Annotated in this window: 10 protein-coding genes; 7 read left to right on the forward strand and 3 right to left on the reverse strand. The window is 61.4% G+C overall.

What is annotated here, in order from left to right:
* The first annotated feature begins 2 nt into the window (after nt 1-2).
* The 4 genes from A37A_RS18220 (at nt 3) to A37A_RS0106305 (ending at nt 6412) form a co-directional block, all read left to right on the forward strand.
* Entirely contained in the window at nt 3-548 is a 546-nt protein-coding gene (locus A37A_RS18220) for an OmpA family protein (protein ID WP_018290673.1), read from the forward strand.
* A gap of 110 nt (nt 549-658) precedes the next feature.
* Entirely contained in the window at nt 659-2005 is a 1347-nt protein-coding gene (locus A37A_RS16155; protein WP_020494101.1) for a replication-associated recombination protein A, read from the forward strand.
* A gap of 94 nt (nt 2006-2099) precedes the next feature.
* A complete protein-coding gene (locus A37A_RS18225) occupies nt 2100-3842 on the forward strand; it encodes a VWA domain-containing protein (protein ID WP_018290676.1) in 1743 nt (580 codons plus the stop codon).
* Nucleotides 3843-3844: 2 nt separating this feature from the next.
* Complete coding sequence (locus tag A37A_RS0106305) at nt 3845-6412, forward strand: BatD family protein (RefSeq protein WP_018290677.1); 2568 nt, start codon at nt 3845-3847, stop codon at nt 6410-6412.
* 1393 nt (nt 6413-7805) lie between these two features.
* Here A37A_RS0106305 and A37A_RS20015 read toward each other — a convergent pair.
* On the reverse strand, nt 7806-8939 hold the full coding sequence (locus A37A_RS20015) for a hypothetical protein (RefSeq protein ID WP_018290678.1): 1134 nt from the start codon (nt 8937-8939) through the stop codon (nt 7806-7808).
* Nucleotides 8940-9130: 191 nt separating this feature from the next.
* Here A37A_RS20015 and A37A_RS19055 point away from each other — a divergent pair, with 191 nt between their 5' ends.
* The 3 genes from A37A_RS19055 (at nt 9131) to A37A_RS0106335 (ending at nt 10561) form a co-directional block, all read left to right on the forward strand.
* Nucleotides 9131-9883, forward strand: a complete 753-nt coding sequence (locus A37A_RS19055) for a L,D-transpeptidase (protein WP_231363789.1) — start codon at nt 9131-9133, stop codon at nt 9881-9883.
* A gap of 133 nt (nt 9884-10016) precedes the next feature.
* Nucleotides 10017-10169 carry a small basic protein gene (locus tag A37A_RS19060; protein WP_018290680.1) on the forward strand — a complete coding sequence of 51 codons (153 nt, stop codon included), beginning with the start codon at nt 10017-10019 and terminating at the stop codon, nt 10167-10169.
* Nucleotides 10170-10180: 11 nt separating this feature from the next.
* Nucleotides 10181-10561 (forward strand): hypothetical protein, encoded by a 381-nt coding sequence (locus tag A37A_RS0106335; protein WP_018290681.1) that lies wholly within the window; start codon nt 10181-10183, stop codon nt 10559-10561.
* Between the two features lie 56 nt (nt 10562-10617).
* On the opposite strand, the gene A37A_RS0106340 is transcribed toward A37A_RS0106335, so the two are convergent.
* Nucleotides 10618-11529, reverse strand: coding sequence for a ChaN family lipoprotein (locus A37A_RS0106340; protein WP_020494103.1), 912 nt, complete (start codon nt 11527-11529; stop codon nt 10618-10620).
* A gap of 78 nt (nt 11530-11607) precedes the next feature.
* Nucleotides 11608-13011, reverse strand: a complete 1404-nt coding sequence (locus A37A_RS0106345; RefSeq protein WP_018290683.1) for a hypothetical protein — start codon at nt 13009-13011, stop codon at nt 11608-11610.
* Nucleotides 13012-13179: the final 168 nt, after the last annotated feature.

The raw sequence follows: 13179 nt of genomic DNA on the forward strand, positions 1-13179 counted from the left end.
CCATGAATTTATTGCCACTCCCTTGCCGCCTGGGCCGCGCGAACCAGATCGCCGGACTCTCTCTTTCGCTGGTGCTTCTCGTTTCCATCGCCGGCTGCGCCAAGCCGAAGAAAGATGGAGGAGTGGCGGCGCCGGAGGAGGAATCGCTCACCACCTCTCCGCTTCCCAGCCGTGGGGACTTTAATCCGGAGACGGATGTCAACTACGCTCCGCTTCACGCCGAGACCGTCTACTTCTCCTTCGATAGCTCGGCCATTCCGAGCGGAGAGCGCGGAAAGCTGGAAAAGGTGGCTCAGTGGATGGGCGAAAATCCGGACAGGTCGCTTCTCTTGGCCGGCCATTGTGACGAGCGGGGCACGGAGGAATACAATCGAGGTCTGGGAGAGCGGCGGGCGCTCGCCGTCCGCGAGTATCTCATCGGCCTCGGTATCTCGCCCCAGCGACTTCATACGATCAGTTACGGAAAAGACAGGCCGGCGTCCTCCGGCCACAGCGAAGCCGATTATGTTCGGAATCGGCGGGTCGAGATGGGCGTCATTGAAAAATAGCTCCTTTTTCTCGCTGCTCCCCCCGCTGCCAGGGGGATGCCGCAATCTTTGTCACGCGCGCCGACTTGCGGTATCCTACGAGGGTGGACGAGCTCTTCCCGATTGCGAGCATGACGGCATCCCCCGTGGCGCAGACCGCGCCTTTGGCGGTACGGCTGCGGCCGCAGAGCCTTGAGGAGATCGTAGGGCAGGAGTCTCTGCTCGCCCCCGGGAAGCCGTTGCGCCGCTTGGTCGATGCCGACCGGCTCGGCTCGGTGATTCTTTTCGGGCCTCCAGGCAGCGGTAAAACGTCTTTTGCCGAAGCGGTTGCGCGCGCGACGAGCCGGCCTTTCGAGCGGCTCAACGCCGCCGATTCCGGCGTACCCGAGCTTCGAAGGATCCTGGAGCGCGCTTCCCTCCATTACTCCAGGCGGGGAGAGCCGACGGTCTTCTTTCTGGACGAAATCCATCGATTCAATCGCGCCCAGCAGGACGCCCTGCTTTCCGGAGTGGAAGGAGGGGCGATTTGGCTGATCGGGGCGACGACGCACAACCCGTGCTTCGCTCTCAGCGCTCCTCTTCTTTCCCGATCGCGCGTTTTCGAGTTCGCCCCGCTGGCTCCGGCTCAGCTGGATCGGATCCTCTCCCGAGCTCTGGAAGATTCCGAGCGCGGCCTCGGCCGGTTTCGCTGCCGCCTCGATCCGCTGGCCCGACAACACTTCCTTGCCACAGCGGAGGGGGATGCCCGACGGCTCCTCAATGCCCTGGAAGTGGCCATTCTTTCCACCCCGCCTTCTCCGGAGGGGATCATCGAGATCGACGTCGAGGCCGCCGAGCATTCGTGTCGCAAGAAGATGCCTCGCTACGATCGGGACCAGGACGAGCACTACGACACGATTTCTGCGTTCATCAAGTCGGTCCGGGGGGGAGATCCCGATTCGAGCCTCTACTGGCTTGCGAAGATGCTGGTGGCCGGAGAGGATCCGCGATTCATTGCCCGCAGACTCGTGATCTTGGCCGCAGAAGACATCGGACTTGCCGAGCCATCGGCCCTGTCCCTCGCGGTCGCCGCCTGCCATGCGATCGAGCAGATTGGAATGCCGGAAGGCCGAATCCCCCTGGCCGAAGCGGCGGTCTATCTGGCGACTTTGCCGAAGAGCAACTCTGCGTATTCGGCTATCCATCGGGCGATCGAGGCGGTGGAAAAAGGAGAGAGTATCCCTGTTCCGCCCTCTCTGCGCGATGCTCACTACGCTGTCGCGGCTGGGCTGGGCCGCGGAGTTGGCTACCAATACAGCCATGACTTTCCCGAGGCGATCTCTCCCCAAGACTTCGGCGTCGTTCCAGGCCGCTTCTACCAGCCCACGAATCGTGGCGGGGAGAAGGAGATTTCGGAGAGGTTGAAGCGGTGGAGGGCACTTCGCTCGGCCGCTCCCCGGGAGCCTGCGGGGACCCCGTCTTCCTCCCAAAACCAATAATCCGCATGCAACCCTCCGGTCCCGACTCGACTTTTTTCTTGGTCGATCGGGTCCTGCTCGCCGAAGATGGTTCGATCCGCGCGAATTTGCGCCTATGACCTGGCGCTCTCCTTCCTGGTTTATCCTTGGACTTCCTCTCTTGGCTGTGGCGGCGATTCTCCTCCGGCAGTCGAGAAGGAACCTCCCCATGGGGAGACCCTTCCTCCGCCTGGTTCCGAAGGAGGGTCACTGGGCGATCCGCCCTGGCCGATCTGTTCTGAATCGTCCTCCGTGGCTCTTCCTTCTGGCTGGCTTTTTGGTCGTCTTGGCACTGGCCGGACCCCAATGGGGGCAAAACCCCCGGCAGCTGCTCCGTCCATCGGCCGACCTAGTCATCGCCTTGGATCTCTCCCGGAGCATGACCGCACAGGACCTAGCCCCCTCTCGGCTCGATCGGGCTAAGTTGCTGATTCGGGCGTTTCTCCAGGAAGCCGCGGGACAACGGATCGGACTCCTGGTCTTTTCCAACTCAGCCCAGATAGCCGTACCCCTGACCACGGATTACGGAGCGCTGGAGGATCTCTTGAGCGAGCTGACTCCGGCTAGCCTCCCCGAGGCGGGAACCGATTTCGCCGCCCTCCTGGACGAGGCATTGGATACTTTTTCCCAGAGTGATTCCGCTCATCGGATTCTCCTCATTCTGAGCGATGGCGAAGATCACGGAGGCAGCTGGAAGGAAAAACTTTCTCGATTGGCGAGGCTCGGGGTACGCGTCAATGCGATCGGCCTTGGCACAGGTCGGGGAGGGTTGATTCCCGATCCCAGAGGAGGCTTCCTCAAGGATGAGGGAGGACATCCGATCCTCTCGCACTTGCAGCCGGAAGCCTTGCGCGCGTTGGCCTCGGCAACTGGCGGGCGGTATTTCCGGGGAGACCGTTGGGTGACCTTGGCCGAGATCCTCGGCTTCGATTCCCACGCAAATGCGGCCCGATTGGAGCAGACCTTCGGTCAGGCGGAACGCTTCACCTATTTCCTCCTACCCGCCGTTCTCTGCTGGTGTGCTGGTCTTCTCTGGGAACTGCCCGCGTTTCGCTCCTCCACGTCGCCGCCTTCCTCTCGCCTCTCTGTCGCTGGCTCGAAGGTTCCTCTGCTCCTGCTCCTCGGGCTGGGGGGGCTGTTTTCCTTTGTTGGCTTTTCCCACGCGCAGCCGGATGCGGCTTTGGCTTCCGGCAGCGGAACAAAGGATGCGCTCATCCGCTGCGTTCAGGCCCTTGCGCAAAAAGAGCGGCTCTCTGCGTCCGATTACGGAACCCTTGCCCAGGAAACGATTTCTTGGTGCCGGATCGGGCAGGAGTCGGGATTGTCCGTTGGGGTGATCGAGGATGGGCTGGTTGCTGTCGACCAGGGCGAGCGCCTGAATCCCCGCCTTCTTCCTTGGGAGAAGTTGCGCCAGGAGCTTGAGGCCTACCTCAAGGCGGCGCGGTCCCCGGAAGCTCCCTTGGAAGGTTCCTCTTCGCTTTCTCGGAATCATGGCCCGTCTGCCGGCAACCGATCCCGGTTCCGCTCGGCAACGGGCGGTCCCCCGCTACAATCCGGCAGCGGGCTGTGGCAACACCCTTCTCCTGGAGTTCCCGCAGAGAAGGCTCAATCTTCGCCTTCCGGATCCTTGCCGGATTCCTCGACGCACAAGGATCGGATGGATTCTCATGCGGGGCAGCGGCCGCCGAATGCGCAGAACGGAGCCAAGGCGCGCTTGCGTCAGGTCGAGCGCCTGGACCGGCCGGCCCTCCTCTTCGAGCGCATGAGGCAAAAGGAGGCAGAACAGGTGGATGTTCCGCCGGAACCGATGGATTGGTGAGGGTGAACCGCTTTTTACGTCTTCTTTTTGGTCTTCTTCTATCTGCCGCTTGCTTTCCTTGTGCCCTTCTCCGCGCCCAAAGCGCCCATTGGCTTCCTCTGGAAAGCAGCGCCACCCTGGGTACGCCTTACCGAGTGGAGTTGATCGTCGAAGGCGGAATTCCCCAGTCAGATCCGGAGCTTCCCGCGATTCCCTACGTTGAGGCGAGTTCGGCAAAGAGGGAGTCTTCCGCCAATCCTGGGAGCGCGAGCGGCCCTTCCGTTGCGTACAGGTATACCCTGCACCCTCTTCGGGCCGGTCCTCATGCGATTCCCGCGTTTCCCTTGGCTACGGATCGTGGCATGGTCTCTGTACCGGCATTTACGTTTTGGGTCGGCGAACCCTCCTTCTCTCCTTCCTTCGCCTCGTCGGCAGATGCTTCGCTTACTCTTTTCCGGAACGAGGTCTGGCAGGGGGAGCCCTTCCCCGTCGAGTACCGGCTTCTGGCCCATGCCGGCGCGTTCCTGGAAATCACCGGGCAACCGGAGTGGACGCCCGCAGATCTGCTCGTTGACCGGTGGAGCCGCCCGGAGAGAGTGAGTGGGGAATGGCGCGGAGCCTTCTTCAGCGGCCTGCGTTACTCCGCGCTCGCGATCGCGCTGACTCCGGGAAGGCTCTCCCTTCCTTCCGTCAGCCAACACGTGAACATGGAGACGGGGAATATCGGGCATGGCCTTTTTTCCCAAGCAATCATTCGCCCTCTGGTGCTACGCTCCGCGGCGCTTTCCCTGTACGTGAAGCCGTTGCCGGCGCCACCTAAGGATGGCTTTAGCCAGGCCGTGGGCACGTTTGACCTAGTCAGCCAGATGTCCCCTTCGGATGCGCACGTGGGTGAGCCGGCCACATGGACGCTTCGAATCCAGGGAATGGGCAACTGGACGACCCCTTGGAATCTCCCGACTCCGGCGATTCCTTCGGGTCTACGCGTCATCGAGCCGACGCCGCAACAGCAAAATGATCCGGATTCTCTCTTTTGTGGCTCTTTGGTCATCGAACGCATCCTCGTCGCCGAACGGCCGGGCCGATACGTGATCCCTCCCTATCGATTCACCTACTTCGACCCCCTGGCCGGCACCTACCGGACGGCTCTGGCCCGCTCCACCGTCTTGACCGTAACCCCACGCTCCTCTTCCGCTGGTTTGCCATTGGATGGTTCTTCCTCCAGCTTGCCGACGACCCAGCCCTCCGAATTGGTCCCAAAGAAGCGGCTGCCGAAAGCCCCCCTTTCCGGGTCCGCCCGTGGCCTCGCTCCGCTAGAGAACCGCTGGCTCTTGACCGAAGCGTGCGGCGGTGGCATAGCGCTTCTTGTCCTTTGGCTCATTCTGGCGCTACGGCATGCGCGCCTGGCAGACCCCTTGCAGCGCAGACGAGTCGGATTGCGCCGCCTACGTCGGATTCATCGAGAGATTCTTCGTTCGCGTTCGGAGGAGGAAGGGCAGCGACAACTCTTTCGCTGGCAATCGGCGATTCGGGATGCCTGGCTCCTCGTCCCTGCCACGCCGGAACTGGCGGAGCTGCGGGCTGCCCTGGAACGGGCTCAGGTCGACCAAAGCGTGCTCAGGGCTTGGATGACTCTCTGGCAGGAGGCAGAGGTTCATCTCTACGCGCGAGAGGCGCCTCTTCCTGCGGATTGGGTCGAACGATCCCAGGAGCAGGCACGCCGCATCCGAATTCCTCGACAATCTTGGAAAAGGACATTCGCGCTTCGTCACTTCTTTCCCGTCCTGACGGTCTCGAGCCTCCTCCTTTCTTCGTCCTGGAGTATCCAGGCCTTGGACGCCTATCGCTCGGGTCGATTTGCGGAGTCGAGCCATCTCTGGGAACGAATCCTGCAGCGGTCTCCCACCGACTGGATCGCGCGCACCAACTATGGCGCTGCACTCTCTCAGGAAGGGCGTTGGGGGGAGGCGCTTGCCCAATGGTCCTCCGCCTTCCTCCTGGCTCCCCGAGACGCGGATGTCCGCTGGAACTTCGCGCTCGCGATTTTCCATTGCCCAGGCGTTGACGCAAGGCTGGCCGCCTTGGACAACGGGCCGCTCTGGTTCCGCTGGATCAGCATCGGCTCCCCTGCGGAATGGCAAATCCTTCTTGCGATCGGGCTTTTGGCTCTCTTTTTCTGGGCGCTCCTCCTGCTTCTTTCCCGCTACCGCTGCGCCCAAGTCGCTACGTCCCTGCGCAGGGCCCTCCTTGCGCTCGGCCTGGGCGCCATTAGCGTCGCTGCAACCGCGGTGGGGCTCTACGGACCGATGGCCAATCCGCGGGCCGGTCTGGTGACTGGAGGGTCGCTCCTTCGGTCGGTACCAACAGATGTCGAGCAGCAGAGCAGTCCGGTCTTCGCTACAACCTTAGTCGTCGTCGGGAAGCCGTTCCTCCATTGGGTCCAGGCATGCCTTTCGGACTCCCGAGCGGGATGGCTGCGTGCAGAGACCATTGTGCCCCTTTTTCGCCCACCATTTGCCCTTGGCCCGCCCCCTGCTTCTGCAGCGGCTACCGGCGGAGAGACAGCGCTTCCTGCGGCTTCTGGTCCATAGCTTGCAGGGCGGCGTTGAGGGAGGGCCAGAAGGATAAGCCTGCATCTCTCGTGCGCCGTGAAAAGGGTGCATCGCCCAGTGTGGAGGGAGTGATCTCCACCCGGCAACGATTGCTCCAGCCGGAAGCACTCGGAGCGGCTACTGGTGGTAACGCCAGCGGTCGAAGCCTCTGGGGGAAAAGGCCCGGGAAGCGGGTCAGCGAGCAAGCAGGCCCTAAGGCAAGTGAACGCTGAACAAAGGCTCGAAACGGGCAATGCGGACGCCGAGCTCGTGAGAGAGAAGCGAAGGCCGTTGTCTCCCTGGGAAGGAGAGCAATACGTGCACTGGGGAGAGCCGCCGGGGTATTGGGCGAGGGCATGCGGGCAAAGGACGATGCATCAACACGGGGAGGCCCCATCTGGCCGGGAGCTCGGGCTGGCCCCGAGCGGACCGACCCGCTGCCCTGCGAGGGGGCCGAAGCGCGGGACCAGGTGGGAGTCGGATAGGTCCATACTATGTCGTGCGCTGGGCAGCGCGATGAATCAGGAGGGTTTAAGTCCCTCCGGCGCTCGAATGAGGGGCGCCGTATCCAAAAGCGGGGGTAATGCCTCGCTGGCCACCGGCGTAAGGCGTTGGAGGACAGTGTGTCCGGAGCGATCCGGAATCCGAAGGGTTTGAGGAGAAGTATTGGGCTGTAATCAATGAGGGCAACCTCGAGGATGAACAGGTCGGCCAAAGATGGGGCAAGGTCGAGCCCGCAGTAAGGGGGCGAAGGCGTTACTCATTCACCCATCGTACCAAGGTGTTTGCTGGCGGCACGATACGGAAGATTCATGTGTGACCCCAGGAGACCTGACCGTGTCCCGGCCAACAAGCGGGTAAGCGACCCTATAAGCGCAAGCGAAGTGGGAAGCGAGGCACAGCCAGGAGTCGGAGAACGTAATAGTACCGGAAGCGCGAGACGAACAACTCGCGTGACCAGCAATGGCGGACTGCGAGTGGTCCGAGGAAGGACGTTCGTGAAAGGATCGAGGCAGGATACATCGAGATAGGTGAGCAAGAAGCGTGAAGATGGAAAGTTCCCTATGTGAAAAACCCGAACGTCACGCTTCGAGGAGACTATCCGATCATCTGGTTCTCGAAGGTCGGGAGCAGAAGGTCCACTCTCGCTTATACCCTCTCTCCAGATCGCGAAAGCCCTTTCATGAAAGCTGGATGCGGGAAAACCGCACGTCCAGTTTGTGCGGCGGACGGAGGCAAGCTCTTCAATGGGCGCCTCCTCCGACCCGACACCTGTGAGCTCGGAGAAAGTCCGAGGGAGGGAAGGGGCCTTAGTTCAAGGGAAACGTCGGAAGGAGCGAGAACGGAGAGTGGCGGCACGCCTACAACCTCCCTTGCGTGTGAGACAGGCAGGTCAGAGCCGTTCCAAGAGGCGGCCGACCACCTTTCTCGCATCCAGCGCTTCTTCCGCAAAGGCGCGCGCGCCCGCGCTTTCTTCCTCGTAGTGGCTTTCTACCCTTTCGATGGCTCGTGCCGCCTCCCCCACGGAGAAAAAGGGATGGAGGCCGTGCGGCGGCCTCAGGAGCGCCCCCCATCCGGTCTCCTGGAGAACGACTGGCTTCCCCAGGGAGAGGTAGCAGGCGCTTCGATCGCTGAACCAGCCGCAACGGGAGACTCGATATCCACCCTTCACGACGGAAAATTCCCCGCGGCTCCTCCATAAAAAATCGCGGTACGTTTTCCAATCGTTCGCGATGCCCCTGCTGGGAACCAGTTCCCAACCTGCGGAACGAAATCTTTCGGAGACATCTTCTTCTTCGAGATCGCAGGCGATGCAGAAGGGGACGCCGGTGATCCGAGGCAGATCGATGAACTGTTCCCATTCCGGAGCCTTGTTCGCAAATGTCCATCTGCCCCAGCGGACTTCCGGATACGCTCGCCAATGTGTGACGGTAGTCCAACTCTTTCCGTCTCTCGGCAGCCCAGTCCAGTATTCAAGCGCAACCGGGGGCAGGGTGGGCAGCCAGCGCACCCCTAGCGACGGAGCGTGAATTCGGGGCGAGTCCATGCGGAGCCCCACGGTCAGAAAAAGATCGTGGCCGTCGAGACCGAGATCGCAGCCGTACTTCCCCGCCCAGACCGACGTGAAGGCCGGATCGAGGTCGAGGTAGATGCGCCGTCGCGGCAGATCCAAGAGTTCCCGCCGCCGCAAAACGCCCGAGATGTTCAAAAGCAAGTCGGCTTCTTGGGCGTAATCGCGCAATGCGTCCCATTCCTCCTCCATGCCTTCCCGAAAAAGGGTAGCTTTCCCACTCCATCCGAACTCTTGAATCGCCTTTTGCCAGCGTTCCACATTGATGGCCCGGTCCGGAGGGGTTTGCTCGCCGGCGGCATCCACGCAAGCCGAGGCCGGCAGTTCTTCGACGAGCCACGTATCCCAGCCCGCCGAGCGAAAGCCGAGTGCCCATTGGAGGAATGCCCAGGTGACGCCCGCCGAGTTCTGTGGATATCGGGCAAACGCCGTCGTGATCACCGCCTTAGCGCTCATTCCCTTCTTCCCCTCCGCGTCGAATCGATTCGCTGCCGTCCAAAAAATGCTTTTCGCAGGGGCTTTCTTCTCGTTAGAGTTACTCCCATTTCATGCGACGCGTAGGCCTTGGCGGCAAGCTTTGTATCTGCGCCCTAGCGATCCTTCTCTCCGGTTGCGTCACTACGACGAACTACAGGCCCACCACTCTCGTGAGGGTCAGCGTGCATGACCAAGCTCTTGAAGTCGTGAGGGACGGAGCTCCGATACATCGTTTCCCGGTCTCCACCTCTCGGTTCGGCTTGGGCGACCAACCGAACAGCTTTCGAACGCCATTGGGACGATTCGTCGTCCAGAACAAGATCGGCGACGGCGTTCCATTGGGCGGCAAGTTTTTTCATCGGCGCTATACGGGGGAACGAGTTGACCTCGAACACGGTGCCGCAGCTGCCCATGACAGCCTCCTGACTCGAATCCTCTGGCTGCGCGGTCTGGAAGAGAGGAACCGCAACGCCTATAGCCGGGGAATCTACATTCATGGCACGAACCAGGAAGTCCTGGTCGGCCAGCCCGCAAGCTATGGTTGCATTCGCATGCGGAACCGGGACGTTCTTGCGGTTTACGATATCGTGCCTCTAGGAAGCCTGGTCGTCATCCAGCTCGATCCCCTTCCTCCCGCGCCCCGCGCCGTCGCCGCTACCGCGGTGAGGGGGCCGGCCGTCTCTAGCCCACAATCCCGAGCGACCACTGATTCTGCCCCGGTTCCTCCGAAAGCACTCCCAGTCGAGTCCAGCCCGGCACCGCGCCCTTCTTCGCCTCCCACACCGCGACGGCCGTCCGTTTCCTCCAGAAACGCTCAAAGTCGAGCGGTCGCCCACCGCGTTCGCCACCGACAGCATCCTCGCGTCGCTCATGCGCTTCGAGGCAAGCACATTGCCAAGACCTCCACTCGCAAAACCGATTAGGAGCGTCCTTGCAGGCTTCTCGTCTGCGGGCTGCGTCACCTTGTGAGGCTGTTTCTTTCCCTCCGTTTTTGCGTGACAATTTCTTCTCCCTTTGCGAAGAAGCCATCCTCAAACTTCCTGAACGGAGAAGGGCATGTCGCAACATCGGAGTCTTCGCAGCGGTTCGCTGCTCGCAGCAAAGAGGAATGTGTTGAAACGGTTGGAACGGATCGCGCTTCTTAAAAAGCGAGGCCGATGGAAAGATGGGATGCGCGTCTTTGGTCTTCCGAAGACCCGTCCCGTGTAAACCGCGTCGGGATGAGAGACCCGTGCCGGAAAAGCCTCTCGCCTTGTCGGTGCGGAGCGGTCGCGCTTTTTATTGTCCTCTTCCTTTTCGCCTTGGCGGAGGCCAATGCCGCGAAAGTCAGGGCGATCAACGTCTGGGGGCACAAGATTGCTGCGGGCATGAACCTGCGCGAGGTGGAAGCCGCTCTCGGCAATCCTATCGCCTCAGTGGAAACGGAAAGCGTCTTCATCGAGGCTTACGGAATCTCGGAAGTCATGGGCCACCCTGTTCCCCTCCCCAGCCGGGGGCACAAGCAACTCCGTACCTGGGTGCTGATTTTTGAGCGCAAGACGAATCAACTCGTAGCGTCGATGGCGCTGGTCGACGACGTCCGCCAGGAGAAGCCGCGCTAGCCGGGTCCATTTCGCAAGCCACAGGAGAACGCTTGTGAGAAGTGGCGGCTAACTCCCTATTGGGGGGGGCCGGAGCGATTAGAGGGCAACCATACGTAGTCGGCGAGCGGACGGTCGACGAATTCGAGCGCGGAGTGGGGGAGGGACAGAGAGTGACCCGGGCTCCCGGCGACGAAAAGGTCGGACTTTCTTCTCGTTTCCGGAGGAGGAGCCAGCAGGAGAATCCGCCGAGGGATGGGCAATCGCCAATTCACGTGCTCGGGCAGGCCCAGCCCGAAACGCAGATGACCCGCTCCGCAAACGACCAGCGCACGACCCTCTTTTTGCCGACTCTCGGACATGGCCCGGGCGATACGCTGGGCCATCCAGTCGTCGCGGACTTCTTGGGCTTCGGCGGCTTGGCGGAGCCAAGCATGTCCCATCCCTGGGTGAATCGGTAAGAAGAGTCGGAGCAGGCGCTGATAGTCCGGGTCGAAACGTACGTGATCCAAGCGCAAGCGCGTCTTTTCTGCGCTCGGCAGCGATTTCCACCCTCGCCGAGCAATCCAGTGAAACAGGGGAGCGGGGCCGTCGAGCCCAAAGATCCGAACCCGCTTTTCGCGGGCCAAAAGGCAGAGACCCCGGTAGTCTTGGTAGTTGCTCCACTTTGTTGACCAATCGATTTGCCTCGCGAGTTGGTCGAAGGAGAGATCGCCCGCCAGGAAACAGGAAAGGATCGGTTCGTCCTTTGATTCCAGGGCCTCAAGAAAAAGGGAGACGGGCTCTTCTCCGGCGACGAGCTGAGAGAGGAGTTCTGATTCCACCTCGTGATGGGAGCGGGCGGTATGCTTCTCCCCGACGTAGATGACCCGGACTCTCCGCAGGTCGGAGAGGAGGGCTGTTTGGGAAACAGGCTCTCCGGCCAGCAGATCGAACCATGACTCACCTATAGCTCCTTGGACGCAAAAGTGGAAACCAAGCGAGAGCAAGGCTACCGCTTTTGGAAGAGGAACCAGGCGGGCGATACTCCTCCGAATGCTTCCCCTCAAGTGGAGGGGAGCGGACGTTTAGCCGGGCGTGGAAAGGCGCAGCGTCCGGATCGCCGCGATCCGTTCCGCACTCCGAAAGGGATCGCCTAGCTGGCAGACAAAGCGCTCCACGTCGTCAAGCAAGCTATCGGAAAAGGAACGCCACTCCCACTGAAGCAAAAGAACCATTAATCGGCGTATGCCGAATAGAGCGAGGGAATCGCCCGAGAGGTTGGCTTCTGCAGCAGCCAATCCCTCGGAGAGAGATCCCATGCCAAAGAGAACCCACAGGATCAGGTACGCAACGGGTCCGTATCCACTCTCCGCCCGGAGCCGCTGACAAAGGGCTGCTCGAAAGCGCGGACGCTCCTCCGCGGTGGTCAGGCTCGAGTAGAGGCGGAGCAGAGACTCCCCGTTGGGGGAGACGACCTGTCGCCCGGAATTGGCTCGGAGTTGCGGCTGCTCCGAACCCGGCTCCCGTTCATTCTCGCTTGGCGCCGCCACGCTTCCCAGGTGTTCAGGACCGCGTGAGCGAAGCTCGGCGAACTCAGAGTGGAGCACCGAGACGATTTGTTTTTCCATCGGGTCGGAAATTTGAAACCCGGGCTCGTGCGGAGGTGCAATCTCGCCGAGGATCGTCGCCAGTGGACGAAGCACCAGATGGATGGGAAGGGAGTCCTTGTCCTCGCCCTGCAAAGTACAGGCCATCCAGAAGTCGATGGCCGCTGGCGGTCTAGCGCGTATGCCGATCTCCAAGGAGAGATCGACCGCTTCTTGCGGCAGAACCTCGATTTCTCGGTTGGCCGGCCCTTGGGAGGAGAGGATCGAGTGATAGCAGAGAGCGGAGCCAGTACTAGAGGAAATCAAGCGAAGGTCATGCAGCCTGAAGGGTTTGCGTGTGTGGTTGAGAAGCGAGGCAGCCGCGCAAAGATAGCTGAGCCCTGGTTTTTCTGGTGGAAGCGCGGTCCACCAGCAACGCTCTTTTTTCCATTTTACCTCAAGGCCGGGCCGCTTGGTAACCGTGTAGATTAGGGGGCTGAGGCGATAGAGATTTTCTCGTGCCGAATCGACGGCCTTCCCGAAGGCCTCTGCGGAGATACACTTGTCGAGCCATGCGAACGGATCCGATGACGCTCGACTCTCCGGCGCGGAAGGCTTGGAATCCCCCATTGGTGGATTCTCCTGCGGCGACGCCTGGGATTCGGCGACTGCCGGCTTCTCTTCCGGCGAAGATTGGGATTCGGTGATAGGAGGATTCTCCTGCGCCGGCGTCTGCGATTCGGCGACTGCCGGCTTCTCTTCCGGCGAAGATTGGGTTTCGGTGATAGGAGGATTCTCCCGCGGCGGCGCCTGGGATTCGGCGATTGCCGGCTTCTCTTCCGGCGAAGATTGGGTTTCGGTGATAGGAGGATTCTCCTGCGGTGACGACTGGGACTCATCCATGGCTGGGTTCTCCTGCGGTGAAGATTGAGACTCGGCGATTGCTGGCTTCCTCGGTCGTGACAACTTTGGATTATCCATGGCTGCCTTCCTCGGTCGTGACAACTTTGGATTGCCCATGGATGGCTTCCTTGGACGTGACAACTTTGGATTATCCATTGCTGGTTTCCT

The sequence above is a fragment of the Verrucomicrobium sp. 3C genome (assembly GCF_000379365.1).
Taxonomy (GTDB): Bacteria; Verrucomicrobiota; Verrucomicrobiia; order Methylacidiphilales; family Methylacidiphilaceae; genus Methylacidimicrobium.

Excerpts from the sequence above, each read along its gene's own strand:
- A37A_RS18225 (WP_018290676.1), top strand. The coding sequence starts at position 2,100 with ATGACCTGGCGCTCTCCTTCCTGGTTTATCCTTGGACTTCCTCTCTTG.
- A37A_RS0106345 (WP_018290683.1), bottom strand. The coding sequence starts at position 13,011 with ATGGATGAGTCCCAGTCGTCACCGCAGGAGAATCCTCCTATCACCGAA.
- A37A_RS16155 (WP_020494101.1), top strand. The coding sequence starts at position 659 with ATGACGGCATCCCCCGTGGCGCAGACCGCGCCTTTGGCGGTACGGCTG.
- A37A_RS19060 (WP_018290680.1), top strand. The coding sequence starts at position 10,017 with ATGTCGCAACATCGGAGTCTTCGCAGCGGTTCGCTGCTCGCAGCAAAG.
- A37A_RS18220 (WP_018290673.1), top strand. The coding sequence starts at position 3 with ATGAATTTATTGCCACTCCCTTGCCGCCTGGGCCGCGCGAACCAGATC.
- A37A_RS0106335 (WP_018290681.1), top strand. The coding sequence starts at position 10,181 with ATGAGAGACCCGTGCCGGAAAAGCCTCTCGCCTTGTCGGTGCGGAGCG.
- A37A_RS20015 (WP_018290678.1), bottom strand. The coding sequence starts at position 8,939 with ATGAGCGCTAAGGCGGTGATCACGACGGCGTTTGCCCGATATCCACAG.